Source organism: Paraburkholderia sp. (assembly GCF_035948235.1).
Taxonomy (GTDB): Bacteria; Pseudomonadota; Gammaproteobacteria; order Burkholderiales; family Burkholderiaceae; genus Paraburkholderia.
On sequence record NZ_DASZJJ010000204.1, the window covers coordinates 44,259 to 60,315 of the forward strand.

A 16,057-nucleotide genomic window follows, 5' to 3' on the forward strand; every position below is an offset into this window, starting at 1 on the left:
CATCGATAAAACGAACCCGCGTCACGCTGCTTCGGGCCACGGCAGATCGGGCGAGGCCCAGTCCAGCTCAACGGCCAACAGCACTTGCTGTGTGTCTACCTCGATTGCAATCGAGGCGATCACACACAGGCAACTCGTCAACGGCGAGAGCATCGGGCCGGAGTAGACCGGCTGACCGTTGTTACGCGCGGCCTTCCAGAAGAACGCGCGATGATCCCAGCGGCCCCCGGCTGCATCGCTGCCGTTGTGCAGGCTCAGCGGCGGTTCGGTGCGCGCCGCGCCGCGCGCCTCGAACAGCGTCGGCCTCCCGGTGGGGCCAAGCGCGAAGGCGCGCACGCACTGCGGGCCGGCCAGCAGCCGCGCGAGCGATTCGGCGTACGGTACGCCCGCTTGCACCTGGCGGCTGGCCTCGGCCAGATCGGCAAGCCACGGACGGATCGCGCAATCGAAACGGCCCATGCGCACCGCGCGGGCTTCGGCGGCGAGGTCGAAAGCGTGATCGATGCGCGTAGGCGTCGTGCTGGCGGGCGCCAGCGACGCGTTGGGGCGGCCAAGCAGGAAGCCCTGAGCGATATCGACCTTGGCGTCGACGGCCAGCACCAGTTCCTCGGTCGTTTCGACGCCCTCGACCACGACGACGATATCCGACTGATGCAGCAGCGTGACCAGGTCGCGCAGCAAAGGGCGCCCCGAGCGGCGATTGCGCGCGCGGATCAGCTCGCCGTCCAGTTTCACGAGATCGGGCTGAATGCGCAGCAGGCGATCGAGATTCGAATAGCGCGCGCCGAAGTCGTCCACGGCGATCAGGAAGCCGCAGTCGCGATAGCGGTTGGCGGCCAGCGACAGCGCATCCGGGCCCGCGTCGTCGGATTCCAGCAGCTCGAGCACGATGTCGCCGGGCGCGAGGCCCGCTGCGTCGACCATGCCGGCGAGTTCCGCCTCGTAGCCCGGGCGGATAAAGGTGGACGGCAGGATGTTGAGGAACAGGCGCGCGCCTTCGGGCATGCGCCCGGCGGCGCTTTGCAGATGGCAACGATGCGCGAGCACGTCCAGTTCGCGCAACTCGTCGGCCGACAGCCCGCCGAACAGCACGACCGGCGGCACCAGCCCGCCCTGATCGTCCTCGCCGCGCAGCAGCGCTTCGATGCCGATGAGCTTTTCGCGCGGCAGGCTCCACAGCGGCTGGAAATGCGATACCAGCGAGACGTCGCGCCAGCGCAAGCGCGGCGTCTGGACAGGCGCGCCGGCTTGTCGGGCGGCGTCATGGGCGGCGCTGGTTGTGGCCATGTTTGCGGTTGTGCTTGCAGCCGTGCTTGCGGCGGTATTGCGCACGGCTACCAGCGCCGTGCCGCGCTCGAAAGCCACCTGGTTACGCCCGGCCTGCTTGGCGCGAAACAGCGCCTCGTCCGCACGTTCGAGCAACGCCTCCAGATCGTCCTCGCTGTCCTCGCCCTGCAGGCGGGCCACGCCGATGCTCACGGTCAACAGGCCATCGGGGCGCGCGATCTGCGAGATCGCGTGGCGCAGCGACTGGGCCAGGCCCGCAACGGGCGCGGGCGGCTGCTCCTCGACCAGCACGACGAATTCCTCGCCGCCCATGCGGGCAATCAGCGCGCCCTCGGGCGCGTGCTGCACGATTGCATCGGCGACGTTCTGCAGCGCCTTGTCGCCCGCGCCGTGGCCGAACTGCTCGTTGATCGACTTGAACTGATCGATATCGACGAACAGCAGGGCGATGGCCCGGCCCGCCTTGCGACGCGCAGAGATATAGCGCGCGGCTTCATCGAGAAAGGCGCGGCGGTTCATCACGCCGGTCAGCGCATCGGTGGCGGCGCGCGCCGTGAGCGTCTCTTCAAGCCGGAAATGGCGGTAGCGAAAGTGATAGAAGCCAAAGTGAAACACAATGGCCGTCATGAACGCGATAACGACCCACACGCTAAAAATCGCCAGCCGCGCGACGTCGTGAGGCAGGCTCAACACGAACGGTAGCGTCGATGCGTAATAAAACACGCTGCCCAGCGCAAAGTGACGCGGCGTGAGCCATAGCGGCGCGGCGCAGAGCGTGATCGCCACGACCGCGGGCGTCATCCACACGAGCGGATCGTCGGTGCCGCGCGCGAGGGCGTTGGCGGCGAGCTGCATGATGACCACGTAGGCCACGCCGATCAGGCCGAACTCCGCCGTCGAGCGCGTGCGTGGAATGGCCAGCACCAGCAGCAGGAGACCCACGCCCGCAAGCGCGGCAATCCATAGCGGAAACGGCGCCGCGACCAGCAGCGCCCGCGCAGCCACGAACAACGCATACGCGCCGATTGACAGCGCCATGGTGACGAACGAAAGCGGGCGCTGATGCGCAAGCGAGCGCGCGTGAAATCGATTTCGTTCGGCCGCGTTGGCCGGGAAAGGAAAGACGGATGACCGCATGACTCGCACTCCGGCGATTTGTCGGACGAAAAGGAGGCGCCCAGTATAGCCGTCGGGGGTACTTTGCGGATATGCACGCCAAAACACACAAGGGCGAACGCGGCGGCGCATGCAGTGCGTGCGGGCCGAAACCGGCATGACGTCCGTATAAAATGGATGCGAACTCAACCAGAGCCCTGCGATGCAATTACTCGACCATGTATCGATCGGCGTGCCCGATCTCGACGCGGCGCGGCCGTTTTATGACGCGATCATGACAGCGCTGGGTGCGTGCAAGGTCTATGACCGTGCCACGGCGCTCGGTTATGGCGAACGCTGCAATGCGAACGACCTGCTATCGACGTGTCTGGCCGTGTATCTGGACGCCAGCGCAATTACGGAAAACAAACGCCACTGGTGCTTCAAGGCAGCGACACGCGCCCGTGTCGATGCGTTATTCGTCGCGGGACTCGCGGCGGGTGGCCGTAGCGATGGCGAGCCGGGCTTGCGCGAGCATTATCACCGCGACTATTACGCGGCTTTTCTGGTGGACCCGGCGGGCAATCGCGTCGAGGCCGTCTGCCACGCCGTAGAGCGCTAGCCGGCCTGGCGCTGCCACGGCGCATCACGCCCGCTGCGCGCGAAATGGGCAAGACGCTGCTGCGCCTTGAGCACCGTGAAAAGCGGTGCGCGCCGCAATTGCTGTTCGTGCAGATCGAGCAGCCACGCTGCGAGCGCCTTGTCCTCTTCGCGCAGTGCGTACAGATCGAGGTCGGTATCGTGCGTTGCGCTGCCGATCATTCGTTCGATGTCCTTAAAATCGCTGTGCTCCGCGTGACAGACGCCCGCGTCGCACAGGAACCAGGCGAGCCAGGCGGTTTCGATCAGCACGGCCATCTGGTGACCGTTGCCCTTGCCGGCCAGCAGCGCCGCGAGCGCGAGGTGAATGCGCAGCACACGATCCTGGACCGATGCGGGCGACCCGGGCAACAACATCGACTTACTGAGGGGTTTCTTGCCGTACATGGTGCCGTTCGGTCGATGTCACTTCGTGACGTACCACAGGGCGCCGGTCCCCGTATTGCCCGTCGCCGCAGGTTTGGCTGTGGCGGGTGGCTTCGCGGTGGGCGTTTGCGCAACCGGCCAGGTGGCGGGCTGTGCCGCGGCTTGCGTGCTCGATTGCGTAGGGGCTTGCGCGGCTTTATCGGCGGCGAGCGCGGGCGGCTGGGTCTGCGCCTGCGTCTGGACTTGAGCCTGCACCTGTACACCCTGGCGCGGCGTTGAGAGATACCAGAGCGCGTCGGTCGATGGCGTCGATGGTGTCGATGCAGCGCGCGCGCTGGCGGCCTTTTCCGTTGCGCTTGACGCGGGGTTATTGGGCATCGCCGCGTTCTGCACGCCGGCCGGCACGGGACGTCCTGTGTCGCCATTGCCGCTCTTTTGCGCGCGCGCCTCGTTCGTGCCAATCTGGAAGATCAGGGTGCGCTCAAGCGAGGCAATCACGGCATAAGGCGGTTGCGCTTCCCAGCGCAACAGCACGCGGCCGCGCGGTGTGTCCGCGAAAATCGCGGGCGGGCGCTTCATGTCGCTGAACTGCACATAGACCTTCGCGCCGTCGTCGAACACCTGCACGGGCTTCACATCGTCCGAGCCGCTCACGGTCCAGCCGAAGCTGTACGCGCCGGGCGCCGCGCCCTGCGCAATGGCCTGCGAAGCGGGCAGCGCGGCCGGCGCCGATTGCGCGGTGCGCGGCGCGTTCATGCGGACCTGGGTGACCTCGAGATTCGAAAACGGGTTGTAGCCGCCCGCTGGCGGCGTATAGGAGGGCGGGAGGATGGGCATGGGCGAGTCCGGCGAACGGGTGATGGATTGCGCGGTGGCGTAGACCTTCTGCGCGTAGGCGAGCCGCTTGTCGGGCGACGCGGCGTTATACGCTCCGATCGCATTCCATGTCGGGCCGAACTGGCGGATGTTTTCCGCGAGGATCCAGGCCGCGACGTAAGCATTGGTGCAGGGATCGTAGAGGCTTTGTTCGGTGATGCCCACCTGCGCGAGGCGCGGCAGCCACGAACTGTTGATCTGCATGAGGCCGATATCGACCGTGCCGTTGCTGTTGCGGTTGACGACATTGGTCTGGGTGCCGGATTCCACCTGTGCGATGGCGCGCATGAGGCTCACGTTGACGTGCTGAAACGCGGCCGCGTCGTCGATGCAATCGGCGAAGGCGAGGCCGGGCGTGGCGCCCAGCAACGCTGCGAGCGCGACGAACTGGGATGGAACAGGGCGAGGGCGTAGCAAGGGCTTGGTCGGGCACTGCATGATTGGTCTGGTCTATGCGCGATAATTCGCCGCTTATTTCGTCACTTTTTCTTGTCAGTGACATTCCCCGGTCATGGTGATTTTTAATTCACGCTGGGCATTCAATTGCAAACTCATTGCAAACTTCGCTTTCGTCATTTTTGCCGGTTTGCCATCGGCAGGTATTTTGTGCTGATGTTGTTCTTCTCGCGCGGTGTTATTGCGCGCGGTGCGATATTTTAATTTGAATTCGCAGGATGATGATAGATGGTGGAGCGAAGAATATGTCGTGCATTTTTTAGTAGACGTTTTTGGCTGGTCGCCGTCTTTAATGACACGAACTGGTACGAACCGGCACGCTGAGAGTCTGCCAGACGTAGTTGCCGGTAAAAAGTCCCTTTGTATGCCGTGCGCATTGTCTTGCGGCAATTTTTTCGCGCGCGATTTATCGGCGATCTGTAATTAATCGGCCTGCACGAAAAAGCCGCAACTCATCCATTTTTTTGTTTTTCGTGGGCGACAGTGGATTGGCCAGTCGATGCAAATGCGAGAGGCGGCATTCGTTTGCAGTCTGACTGGCCGGGCGGCGTATATTCAGGACGTTGACGCGGTCCTTTCGATTATTCCAGCATTGAGGTGCTTTGTGCAGCCATCACCTCACGCCGCATCGCTGCGCTTGCGCGTGGGGACTCGCAGCGGCGCAATTCCCAGCGAACGCCGCTTCAGATTAACCGTCTTTGCCGATAAACCAACGCGTTTAGCCAGTTCGAAATCCGAAATCCTGCCAAGCAGCCCGATCTCCTCCTCGGTCCATCGGTGCCTCACCGGCGCAATACCGAGTTCGGTGCGTTTTTTATACACGGTGGTGTTGCTGCAACCGAGCCGATCGGCAACGACCGAATCGCTCACCGTGCCAAGCATCGCAATTTGCTCATCGGTCCACTGGCGTCGCGCGCGCACGGCCGGAAGGCCGCGTTTCACGCGTTCGTAGCGCACGGTGTTGTAGTGCTTGCCGAAGCGCCAGGCCAGTTCAAGATCGGGCACACTGCCGAGCAGCGCGAGTCCTTCTTCTTGCCAGTTACCCGGCCAGTTACCGGCCTCTTCGCCGCTGCGCCGCAACGGCGTCTGCGCGGCCGTCTGGATGTTCAAGCAGTTCCAGTTGGCGTGGCGCCTGCTGTCGCGATCGGCGACCGCCGGCAGACCGAGCTTGCGGCGCTGCAGACGCACCGTCACGGTAGACAGGCCGATGCGGCGGGCGACCTTCGCATCGGGCAGCGTGCCGAGCAGCTGGAGTTCCTCATCGCTCCAGTGATGCCGCGCACGACTGATTCCCAGCCGCCGGCGCTTCTTGTTCACGATTGTCTCGGACAGATCGAGACGCCGTGCAACCTTGGCATCCGACATCGTGCCGAGCAGCGCGATCTGCTCGTCGGTCCAGCAGTGCATGGTCTTGCAGGCGGCAATGCCACTTGCGATTCGCGCACGCTGGACTACGCCCGTGCTCACGCCAATCTGCTTCGCCAGCGAAGCGTCGCTTTGCCTGCCGAGCAGCGCGAGCGCTTCTTCGCTCAGGACGATGGCGCGCGCCATGGGCGCGATCCCGAGCTTGTGCCGCATGGCGCCGACCGTTTGCGCCACCACGCCGAAGCGCCGCGCCGCTTTCGTATCGGGAATCTTGCCGAGCAGCGCGATTTTCTCGGGCGTCCAGTGATGGCCGACGATACCGCGATCGCGTGCGGACTTGATGCCGAGTTCGCGCCGTTTGGCGCTGACCGTGGGCAGCGAAGCGCCGGTGATCAGCGCGACGCGCGCGTCCGGCATGGTGCCGAATAGCGCGACGATTTCGGGCGGCCACTGGTAGCGCGGCGGGCGCCCCCGGCCGTCGCGGCGGCGGGGGTGGTGCGCTGGGGATCTGGATTCTTCGGCCGCCGCATGGCGGTGTGAAGGCGGTTGTGAGCTGGCGGGCCTGGCAACGGTGCGGATGGGACCAGGCGCTGGCTCGCTAAGCAGGGGAAAGACGGACATTTGGTTTGTCATCCTTATGAATGAAATGAGGCGATGTGCCGATGTCTTTCGATCGATCGCCGTCGTGGTCTCACGCAAGGGATTCGCACCGGCGCGTCACATGTGCGATGAACGCAGGGCGCTCGCGCTGCCTGGCGGCCGGCTGGCAGGCTGGCATAGGGGCGCCGCCGGTTTAGCGAGATTGAGCTAAATGTCGCTTTGTGAATACGCGAAAAATCCGAATTTCGGCGTTTGCCTGGGGTGGCGGCGCGTCCAACGGGGGCGATTTCACAATCGCTTGATCTTCGACAAACTTTTAAGGTCGCAGATAGGCGCTGTGACGCACGTTGGCGGAGCAGAACACGCGGAACTCGACCGGTTCATCGGCGCTCGCGCGCTCGACGATGCCGCAGGCGTGCAGCGCATGCTGCAGCGCGGAGATCACCTGGCCGTCCGGATCCTGGTCGATGGCGATGTCCATGATGCCCGCGTCAATGTACTGCCGGTGCGCGTCGAACATCTCGTGGCCGATCCAGACCACGTCGCCCGCCAGTCCAGCCTTGCGCAACGCGGCCTCGATGCCTGCCGATCCGTAGCCCGTGTTGTAGATGCCGGTGAGCTTGCCGCCTCTGGTGCCATTGATGCCTTTCGTGCCTTTGCTGGCGGCGCTCACCGCCTGGGTTACTGCCCTGTAACAGCGTTCGTCCTGATCGAGCGATTCGATGCATGCGTCTTCGCAGACCAGATGGTCGAAGTGGCGGGCGATGTGGGCGCGGCAGCCTTCGATGCGGTCCGCGTGCGCGCGATAGTCGAGCCGAGCGGGCAGCAGCAGCACGCGGCCCGGCTTCGCGAGGCGACCGAGGAAATAGCCGGCGGTGTGGCCGGCGCGCAGGTTGTCGATGCCCGCGTAGTGCAGCCTATCGATTCCGCCGATGTCCGTGACCATCGTCACCACCGCCTCGCCGCGTGCGATGGCCGCCGCTAGCGCGGCGCGCACCTCGGGCGTGTCCTGGGCCGTCACGATCAGCGCGGCGCGACGGTGGCGCCGGTTGTGGGTATCGGAGGCGTCGATCGAGGCGGGCAGGCGCGCCTCGTCGGCGGCGTCCAGCATGGTGCGATGGACGACGACGCGCCGGTCCAGCATCTGCACCGAGCGTTGCAGCGCCTCGCGCAGGCGGCGGAAAAACGGCGAATCGCTGCCCGGCACCATCACGTCGATATGAACGAGGCCGTGCTGGGTATCCGGCAGCAGGCGCGGCACCGCCAGTTGCCTGGCCGCGGCGATAACACGCTCGCGCGCCTGCGCCGAGACGCTGCCGCGCTCGTTCAGCACGCGATCGACGGTGGTCGCGCTCACGCCCGCCAGTTCGGCGATTTCGACGAATCGCGCGGTGCGCTTGCGCCAGCGCGGCGGCGTTTCTTTCGGCATGGCGACTCCAGATCGACGGGATAAGCGCCATGGTGGAAGACTGACGAAATTTCGTCAATTTTCCCGTTGAGAGCCGCGCGCCGCTGGCCTATGTTCCTCACATGCGTTTCGCGCCCGACGAGGCCGGAACCGTCCAGAACAAGGAGACACAGGTGGCCCAGACTAACAACACCAACGACAACACACAGCAAGCCGCACCGGGCGCGCGCGCGGCCTACCGTCTGATTGGCGGCGCCGGCGAACGCGCACGGGCCGCGGGCCTCGTGAACGCCGACTGGTATAAATGCGCGGTCCCGCGCCCCGTCATGAAGCGGTTGATGCAGCGCAGCGACGCGCGCGCGATCCGCGACACGCTGCTCTGGTACGCGGCGATCGTCGCGAGCGGGTTGCTGGCGGGCTTCGCCTGGCACGCGCATTCGCTCTGGGCGATTGCCGCTTTTCTGCTCTACGGCACGCTCTATTGCAGCCCCGCGGATTCGCGCTGGCACGAGTCGGGCCACGGCACGGCATTTAAAACGCGCTGGATGAACGATGCGCTGTACCAGATCGCCTCGTTTCAGGTGTTCCGGCGCGCGACGGTCTGGCGCTGGAGCCACGCGCGTCACCATACCGATACGCTCGTTGTTGGCCGCGATCCGGAAATCGGTGCGCCGCGTCCCACTGACTGGCTCGGCATTGCGCTCAACGTGGTCGCGCTCAAGCATGTGTCCCACGAATTGCCGAAGATGGTGAGCGCCGCTTTCGGCCGAGTCGGCGCGGAGGAGGAGACCTTCATTCCCGCTGCCGAATGGCCGAAGGTGGTGCGCGAGGCGCGCATCGCACTGGCGATCTACGCGCTCGTGATTGCCGCCTGCATCGGCTTTCATTCGATTTTGCCGTTGCTTTATATCGGCCTGCCGAGTCTGTACGGCGCATGGCTCTACCTCTATTTCGGACTCACGCAGCACGCCGGCATGCCGGAGAACGTACTCGACCATCGCCGCAACTGCCGCACGGTGAGGATGAACCCGCTGTTCCGCTTTCTCTACTGGAACATGAACTATCACGTCGAGCACCATATGTTTCCGATGGTGCCTTTTCATGCGCTGCCGGAATTGCACGAAGTCGTGAAGGCCGATATGCCGCCGCCCTATAACAGCACGCTTGCTGCCTATGCGGAGATCATTCCGGCGCTGGTGCGCCAGACGCGCGACCCAACGTACGCCGTCGCGCGTCCTGTGCCGGATGCCGCGCAAGCCTGAACTATCAGTACACCACAATGAAACCGGAGACGAACATGACGCAGTGGATCGACGCGGCGGCGCTGGACGATATCGATGACGAAGACGTGAAGCGTTTCGATCACGCGGGGCGGACCTTCGCGATTTATCGCGTTGGCAACGACGTGTATGCAAGCGATGGGCTCTGCACACATGAGCAGGTGCATTTGAGCGACGGACTCGTGATGGGACACGTCATCGAATGCCCGAAGCACAACGGACGCTTCGACGTGCGCGACGGCAAGCCGCTTTGCGCGCCGGTGTGCGAAAAGCTCAGGACGTGGCCCGCGAAGGTCGAGGGCGACCGCATTTTGATCGATATTCTGCCCGAGGGCTGAGCGATGAAATCCGGTCGTGTGATGGCTATCGTGGGCGCGGGTCACGCGGGTGGCCGCGCGGCGCAGACGCTGCGCGAAGCGGGGTGGACGGGCGGTATCGCGATGATCGGCGCGGAGCGGCATCTGCCTTACGAGCGCCCGCCGCTCTCAAAAGGCTTGCTGACCGGCGAGCGCGAGGCGCAGCAATGCCATCTGCGCTCGCAGGAAGCCTGGCGCGCCGACCATATCGAACATATTGTCGGTGCGGTGCAATCGATCGACGCGCGTGAACGTACGCTGCAACTCGCCGATGGCCGCACCGTCGCGTATGAAGCGTTGCTGCTTGCGACCGGCGGTCATCTGCGCCGGTTGGCGATAGCGGGCGCGCAACTCGATGGCGTGGTGGGCTTGCGCACGCTCGACGATGCCGCTGCGCTTGCGCCACGGCTGAGCGAACAGGCGCGCGTGGTAGTGATCGGCGGCGGTTTTATCGGGCTGGAGGTGGCGGCGTCGGCGCGTGCGCGCGGCTGCGAGGTGTGCGTGGTGGAAGGCGCGGCGCGCCTGCTAGGCCGTTGCGTGCCGGCTGCGATTGCCGGGCGCGTGCAAGCGTTGCATGAGCGCAATGGCGTGCGCATAGTGCTCAACGCGTGCGCGCAGGCGATTGCGCGACGCGATGATGGCGCGCTGGCTGTGACGCTGGATTCGGGCGAAGTGCTGGACGCCGATACGGTGGTTGTCGGCATCGGCATCGAACCGGCAGACGAACTAGCACGCGCGACAGGACTGGAGACGGGGTTGTCGGCGTTGCCGGGGTTGCAACCGTCGTCACGCGGAATCGTTGTGAACACAACTTTGCAGACATCGGCTGCGGGCATTTATGCGGCGGGCGATGTCGCGCTCTTTCCAAGCCGTTTCGGAGCGCATCGCATCCGCCAGGAGACGTGGCACAACGCCCAGACGCAGGCAAGCGTGGCGGCGCGCAACATGTTGGGCGCGGGCGAGCCGTATCGCGAGGCGCCGTGGTTCTGGTCGGATCAATATGACTGGCAGCTCCAGGTAAGCGGCGAACCGGCGCTTGGCGTGCGCACCATCGTGCGCGACGTGCCCGGCGGTGCGCAGATTCATTTCGCGCTCGATGCGGGCGGGCAACTGGTTTCGGCGAGCGGCTTCGGACAGCCACAAGGCTTCGCGAAGGAGATGCGCCTTGCGCGCATGCTGGTGGAGGGCGCCGCGCCGGTCGATGCGGTCAGTCTCGCCAATCCCGAAGTCAAATTAAAAAGCCTGATTTAAAGCGCGCTATAGAACGCTATTTAAAGGAATAACAATGGCACAACGCCTGCTCGTGTTTCAATCGCTCTGGGCGATGGAGCGCCGTCATACCGACGGCTACGAGCGCACACTTGAAGACAATCTGCGCATGATCGCGGCAGCCGGATTTGACGGTGTGAGCGCGCATTACACGGATCGCGCGGCTGTGCGGCAACTCGCGCGTTTGCGCGCCGAATATGGCCTGAATGCGGAAGCGCAGTGCTTTCCGCGCACCGTCGACGACCTCCGGCCGGTACTGGAAAACGCGGTGGAATCCGGTGCGCACCATATCGACATTCAACCGGACGTGCGCCTGCGCACCGTGGCCGAATGCGTGCGCCTGCTCGACGGATGGCAGAAACTGGCGGAGCAGGTCGATATTCCGGTGTATATCGAAACGCACCGCGACCGCATGACGACCGATCTGTTATTCACGCTCGATCTGCTCGATGCGCGCCCGAACCTGAAACTGCTCGGCGATATTTCGCACTATCTGGTTGCACGCGAATTCTCGTGGCCGGTCTCGCAGGAAAATCATGCGCTGATGCACCGCATCCTCGATCATTCGTGGGCGTTTCACGGCCGTGTGGCGAGCCGCGAGCAGGTGCAGATCGAACTTTCCTTCGAACCGCATCGCATGTGGGTCGATCTGTTCCTCGACTGGTGGCGTTATGGATTTGCATCGTGGCGCCGCCGCGCGGGTGCAAACGATACACTGGCGTTCACCTGCGAACTGGGCCCGAAACCCTACGCGATCATCGGGCGCGACGGCAACGATACGACCGACCGCTGGGTCGAATCGCTGCTCATGAAAGACTGGATTCAGGCGCTCTGGCGCGAACCGGAGTAAGCAGCCTGGCCGTTTATATTGCCTGGCATTACCACATAGTCTGTAATAAAGCCCAACCCGCAAACGTTGTCGCCGCAACGGTCTGACATCATGCTGAATTAAAGAATTGATGCTCGAGAATCATTGCATGAATGTAACGAAAATGACATAAAGAGTCTTTAGCGTGCTGATTTTCTCATCCGACGAATCAGTTCGCCATGCATCCAGCGCTTGCGCAATTTCACCGTTCCGGTCCGACCGGAGGTCCACGTTGCGCCGGCGATCTCTGTCAGTCGGCGCCTGCCATCGATGCTTCGGATTCCAATTCGCGCGTGATGGAAGTGTTCTACTCGCGACGCGATCTGATCAGCGTGGCGGTCATTGAAGGCGATCGCCCCATCGGCCTGATCAATCGCGATATCTTTCTGTCGCAGATGAGCAAGCCCTTCCATCGCGAGCTTTACGACAAGAAAAGCTGCATCGCGTTCATGGACAAGGAACCGCTCATCGTCGATGCCGACATGAGCATCGAGGCGCTCACTTTCAAGACCGTCGAAGTCGGCGAGAAGGCGCTGGTGGATGGTTTCATCGTGACGCGCGAAGGGCGCTTTGCGGGCGTGGGCAACGGACTGCAACTGCTGGGCGCGGTGGCTGAAACCCAGGCGGAAAAGAATCGCCAGATCATGCAGAGCATTGAATATGCGAGCGTGATCCAGCAGGCCATGCTGCGCGCCTCGCGCGAGGCGCTCTCGACCATGTTGCCCGATGCGGCGCTGGTCTGGGAGCCGCGCGACGTGGTGGGCGGAGACTTCTATCACTTCGCGGCGTTCGCGGATGGCTGGTTCGGCGCCGTGGCGGATTGCACGGGTCATGGCGTGCCCGGCGCGTTCATGACGTTGCTGGCTTCGGCATCGCTATCGCAGGCGCTTGAGCGTCTGGGGCCGCGCGACCCGTCCAGGCTGCTGGCGGCGGTCAATCGCAACGTCAAGGGCCTGCTTGGGCAGGTCAAGGGCGCGGGCGACGCGCCGCAGTCGGACGACGGGCTGGACGCCGCGTTCTTCTGGTATGACGCCGCACGTCAGCAACTGCTGTTCGCAGGTGCGCGCGTGGCCTTGCATGTGTTGCGACCCGATGCCGAGCAGTTCGAAACCATCGCTGGCGAGCGCGTGGGCGTGGGCTACGTGGACAGCCTCGCGGACTATGCGTGGCCGCTCCATGCCGTGGACCTGCCCGAAGACAGCCTCCTGTTCGTTTCGACGGATGGGCTGACCGACCAGATCGGCGGCGCGCGCAAGATTGCCTTTGGCAAGCGCCGCTCGCTCGACCTGATTCTTGCGAATCGCGCGCAGACGCCTTCCGTCATGTGCGCGCGCCTCGTGGATGCACTGACCGAATGGCAAGGCGCCCAATCGCGCCGCGACGACGTCACTTTATTTTTTGCACGCGTTTAAGATTGCTGATCAAACTTATGTCTGAACTCCTGGAGCAGAACAGCGCCTTTCTAGAGCTTGCGCAGCGGCGCAATCTGATTTTCTATCACAAAGGCTACTTCTCCCAAAACATCGTCGCGGCCATGAGCGAAGTTGTGAAACTTCAGCTCGAAGTGGCGGGCGTCAACGGGCCCACCCGGCGCAAGCTCTTTTCGTCGTTTATCGAGCTTTCGCAGAATATCGTGCATTACTCGTCCGAAACGCTGCCGGCGGACCAGACGCAAGGCGGTATTCGCGAAGGCGCGATGTGCATCACGAGCGACGGCGAGCGCCATCTGATGGTGTGTGTCAATCCGATCGCCACGAACGCCGTGGACGAACTGCGCGAAAAACTCGAACCGCTGCGCAGCATGTCGGTCGATGAGATCAAGCAGGCCTACAAGAATTCCCTGCGTGCCGAAACGCCCGCCGAAAGCAAGGGCGCGGGCATGGGATTCCTGACGATGGCGCGCGATGCCAGCGCGCCGCTCGAATTCGCTTTTCATCCCCGCGATGACGATCCCGCGACCACGCTCTTTTGCCTGAAGACCATCATCTGATTGCCGGGACTGCCATGGAAAACCTACATATTGCCGCCACGGCGACTTCGCCGGAAATCGACTTCCAGTTCGATCAGAACGTGCTTTCGCTGCGTGGCGAGTCGTACCCTGAAAACGCCGCCGCTTTTTACGCGCCCATTATTGAACGACTGGGCGCATGGCTTGTGCAATGCGACGACGTCGACATCACGGTAGACGTGACGCTCACGTACTTCAACAGCTCCAGCACGAAAATGCTGTTCAGCATTTTCGACGCCCTCGATCGCGCGGCTGCGGCAGGCAACCGCGTGCAGGTGAACTGGTATCGCGACGAGGAAGACGAAACGATCCAGGAGTTCGGCGAGGAACTGCAAACCGACTTTACGGCAATCAAGTTCACCGATTGCCCGGTGGCGATCTAAGGATAGCGATGGTGGTGACGACTTCCTCCGCGGACGCATCGACGACTGACGCGCCGGACCTGTTTCAGAGCGAGAGCGAGGCGCTGGAAAAGGCGCGCGCGATCCGTGCCGATGCCAACGCGGATGCAGAGCGTTACCGCCATGCACTGGGCGAGTTGATCGGCCACTACGAACGCCTGATGCGCGAAACGCGCCGTCTGATCGGCCGCAGCGATCGCGCCGAACGCGAGATGCACGCGCTCACGCAGCAACTGCAATATCGCGCGACCCACGATGCGCTGACCGACGTGCTCAATCGCAGCGCCGTGATCGAACGCGCGACCAAGGCGCTGCGCACCGATCGCGCGGTGATGGTGCTGCTCGACATCGACGAGTTCAAGAAGGTCAACGACGACTATGGCCATCCCGCCGGCGATACGGTAATTCTGGGTATCGTCGATTGCCTGCGCCGTATTGTAGGCAGCAAGGGCATTATCGGGCGGGTGGGCGGCGAAGAATTTACGGTGGTGCTGCCCGGCTATGAACTGGTCGATGCACTGATGCTGGCTGAAACCATGCGTTCGAGCATCGAGAATCATGTGTTTGGTGCGCCGGTGAACCGGCACATCACGAGCAGCTTCGGCGTGAGCGCCAACGAGGCCGGCACCAGCTTCGACACGGCCTATGGGCTCGCGGATGCCGCGCTCTACAAGGCCAAACGCAGCGGGCGCAACCGCGTGGAGTTCAGCGGCGATCAGGTGGATTGATCGGCGCACGCGCGGTCTCGCTGGAATCGGGCGGGGGGAAAATCGCTCTACACTGTCCGGTGAACGGTAGGTCGCGCGCGACGCCGGCATACCCACACCGATGCCAGTCAAGGAGCCTTTTCATGAACCCAGTGATCCAGGCTGCCGCGTTCGCGGCAGAAAAGCACCGCAACCAGCGTCGCAAGGACGCGCACGCCTCTCCCTATATCAATCACCCCATCACCCTCGCCAACGTGCTGGCAAACGAAGGCGATGTGCAAGACGACGCCGTGTTGATCGCCGCGCTGCTGCACGACACGATCGAGGACACCCAAACCACCGCTGCGGAAATCGAGTCGCTGTTTGGGCGCGAAGTGGCCCGCATCGTCGAGGAAGTCACCGACGACAAGCGCTTGCCCAAGGCCGAACGCAAGCGTTTGCAGATCGAACACACCGCGCATATCAGCACGCAGGCCAAGCTCGTCAAACTTGCCGACAAGATCGCCAATCTGCGTGATATCGCGGCGTCCCCGCCCGCGGACTGGTCGATCGAGCGCAAGCGCGAGTATTTCGCGTGGGCGAGGGAGGTCGTCGATCAACTGCGCGGCGTGCATCCTCAACTGGAAGCCGCGTTCGATCAGGCATGGGCGATGCAGGCGCAGATTGCCTGACGTGCGCTGATATCTGCGCTTTCTGTTCCCGCTGTTCCATCAAACGGCCGTTGCCTGCGCAACGGTCACGCCTGCACGTTGACTGCGCGTAACACCTCTGCAGCGTACTCTACCTCCCTCTTTAAATCGCTTTAAAAGCGCGATTTAAACATCGTCAATAATACCTGTGATGCAAAACGCAACGCCATAATTACCGGCGATTTATGCGTATCGCAGAAATCTATTTAAATCGTAATTTAAAGCTTGAAAAAGCGGCGGGAAGTTGTCTATCCTCCAGACGAAAGCCAATTGTATGTACTGACCCGTTCTTGCAGAGCGGTCACCAGGAGGCGCATTCCATGAAGCTGCCCGAAGCTCCCGTCTAGTTCCTGTTCAACCGTCATC

Annotated in this window: 15 protein-coding genes; 10 read left to right on the forward strand and 5 right to left on the reverse strand. The window is 63.2% G+C overall.

The window, feature by feature from the left end; translation table 11 throughout:
• Positions 1 to 21 precede the first annotated feature (21 nt).
• Positions 22 to 2,424, reverse strand: a complete 2,403-nt coding sequence (locus VG320_RS17555; protein WP_327201357.1) for a bifunctional diguanylate cyclase/phosphodiesterase — start codon at positions 2,422 to 2,424, stop codon at positions 22 to 24.
• 181 nt (positions 2,425 to 2,605) lie between these two features.
• Between VG320_RS17555 and VG320_RS17560 the strand changes: the two genes are divergently transcribed.
• Positions 2,606 to 3,004, forward strand: a complete 399-nt coding sequence (locus VG320_RS17560) for a VOC family protein (protein ID WP_327201358.1) — start codon at positions 2,606 to 2,608, stop codon at positions 3,002 to 3,004.
• On the opposite strand, the gene VG320_RS17565 is transcribed toward VG320_RS17560, so the two are convergent.
• The 4 genes from VG320_RS17565 to VG320_RS17580 all read right to left on the reverse strand — a co-directional run bounded on the left by VG320_RS17565 (position 3,001) and on the right by VG320_RS17580 (position 8,134).
• Positions 3,001 to 3,429 carry a hypothetical protein gene (locus VG320_RS17565; RefSeq protein ID WP_327201359.1) on the reverse strand — a complete coding sequence of 143 codons (429 nt, stop codon included), beginning with the start codon at positions 3,427 to 3,429 and terminating at the stop codon, positions 3,001 to 3,003. The genes VG320_RS17560 and VG320_RS17565 overlap by 4 nt on opposite strands.
• Before the next feature lie 18 nt (positions 3,430 to 3,447).
• Positions 3,448 to 4,701, reverse strand: a complete 1,254-nt coding sequence (locus tag VG320_RS17570) for a transglycosylase SLT domain-containing protein (protein WP_327201360.1) — start codon at positions 4,699 to 4,701, stop codon at positions 3,448 to 3,450.
• Positions 4,702 to 5,358: 657 nt separating this feature from the next.
• The gene (locus VG320_RS17575) at positions 5,359 to 6,804 is read right to left on the reverse strand and encodes a hypothetical protein (protein WP_327201361.1); all 1,446 of its coding nucleotides are present in this window, start codon (positions 6,802 to 6,804) and stop codon (positions 5,359 to 5,361) included.
• Between the two features lie 217 nt (positions 6,805 to 7,021).
• Positions 7,022 to 8,134 (reverse strand): LacI family DNA-binding transcriptional regulator, encoded by a 1,113-nt coding sequence (locus tag VG320_RS17580; RefSeq protein WP_327201362.1) that lies wholly within the window; start codon positions 8,132 to 8,134, stop codon positions 7,022 to 7,024.
• 101 nt (positions 8,135 to 8,235) lie between these two features.
• On the opposite strand from VG320_RS17580, the gene VG320_RS17585 reads away from it, so the two are divergent.
• The 9 genes from VG320_RS17585 to VG320_RS17625 all read left to right on the forward strand — a co-directional run bounded on the left by VG320_RS17585 (position 8,236) and on the right by VG320_RS17625 (position 15,673).
• Positions 8,236 to 9,375, forward strand: coding sequence for a fatty acid desaturase family protein (locus VG320_RS17585; RefSeq protein WP_327201363.1), 1,140 nt, complete (start codon positions 8,236 to 8,238; stop codon positions 9,373 to 9,375).
• 35 nt (positions 9,376 to 9,410) lie between these two features.
• Positions 9,411 to 9,731: a non-heme iron oxygenase ferredoxin subunit gene (locus tag VG320_RS17590; protein WP_327201364.1), complete on the forward strand. Its 321-nt coding sequence runs from the start codon at positions 9,411 to 9,413 to the stop codon at positions 9,729 to 9,731.
• Between the two features lie 3 nt (positions 9,732 to 9,734).
• Positions 9,735 to 11,000 (forward strand): NAD(P)/FAD-dependent oxidoreductase, encoded by a 1,266-nt coding sequence (locus tag VG320_RS17595; RefSeq protein ID WP_327201365.1) that lies wholly within the window; start codon positions 9,735 to 9,737, stop codon positions 10,998 to 11,000.
• Between the two features lie 34 nt (positions 11,001 to 11,034).
• Positions 11,035 to 11,868, forward strand: a complete 834-nt coding sequence (locus VG320_RS17600; protein ID WP_327201366.1) for a sugar phosphate isomerase/epimerase — start codon at positions 11,035 to 11,037, stop codon at positions 11,866 to 11,868.
• A 197-nt stretch (positions 11,869 to 12,065) separates the two neighbouring features.
• Positions 12,066 to 13,298 (forward strand): SpoIIE family protein phosphatase, encoded by a 1,233-nt coding sequence (locus tag VG320_RS17605; protein WP_327201367.1) that lies wholly within the window; start codon positions 12,066 to 12,068, stop codon positions 13,296 to 13,298.
• A 17-nt stretch (positions 13,299 to 13,315) separates the two neighbouring features.
• Complete coding sequence (locus VG320_RS17610) at positions 13,316 to 13,876, forward strand: SiaB family protein kinase (RefSeq protein WP_327201368.1); 561 nt, start codon at positions 13,316 to 13,318, stop codon at positions 13,874 to 13,876.
• A 14-nt stretch (positions 13,877 to 13,890) separates the two neighbouring features.
• Positions 13,891 to 14,277, forward strand: coding sequence for a DUF1987 domain-containing protein (locus VG320_RS17615; protein ID WP_327201369.1), 387 nt, complete (start codon positions 13,891 to 13,893; stop codon positions 14,275 to 14,277).
• An 8-nt stretch (positions 14,278 to 14,285) separates the two neighbouring features.
• The gene (locus tag VG320_RS17620; RefSeq protein WP_327201370.1) at positions 14,286 to 15,023 is read left to right on the forward strand and encodes a GGDEF domain-containing protein; all 738 of its coding nucleotides are present in this window, start codon (positions 14,286 to 14,288) and stop codon (positions 15,021 to 15,023) included.
• Positions 15,024 to 15,145: 122 nt separating this feature from the next.
• Positions 15,146 to 15,673 (forward strand): HD domain-containing protein, encoded by a 528-nt coding sequence (locus VG320_RS17625; RefSeq protein WP_327201372.1) that lies wholly within the window; start codon positions 15,146 to 15,148, stop codon positions 15,671 to 15,673.
• Positions 15,674 to 16,057 lie beyond the last annotated feature (384 nt).